1 protein-coding gene is annotated in these 246 nt (G+C 52.8%); it reads left to right on the forward strand.

Annotated elements, in window-relative coordinates; all coding sequences use genetic code 11:
* Window positions 1–246 (forward strand): helicase-related protein (locus ACZ3GY_RS24630; protein WP_465912429.1); only part of this gene is annotated, 246 nt, incomplete at both ends.

Raw genomic sequence — 246 nt, forward strand, 5'->3', positions numbered from 1 at the left:
TGACCACGCTGACCAAGCGCATGTCGGAGCAGCTGACCGATTATCTGTCGGAGCATGGTGTCAAGGTGCGTTATCTGCACAGCGATATTGATACGGTGGAACGCGCCGAGATCATTCGGGATTTGCGGCTGGGCACCTTTGATGTGCTGGTGGGCATTAACCTCTTGCGTGAAGGATTGGATATTCCAGAAGTGTCACTTGTGGCAATTCTGGATGCCGACAAGGAAGGCTTTTTACGCAACGAGC

This window comes from Pseudomonas sp. PME37.24/006 (genome assembly GCF_055556635.1).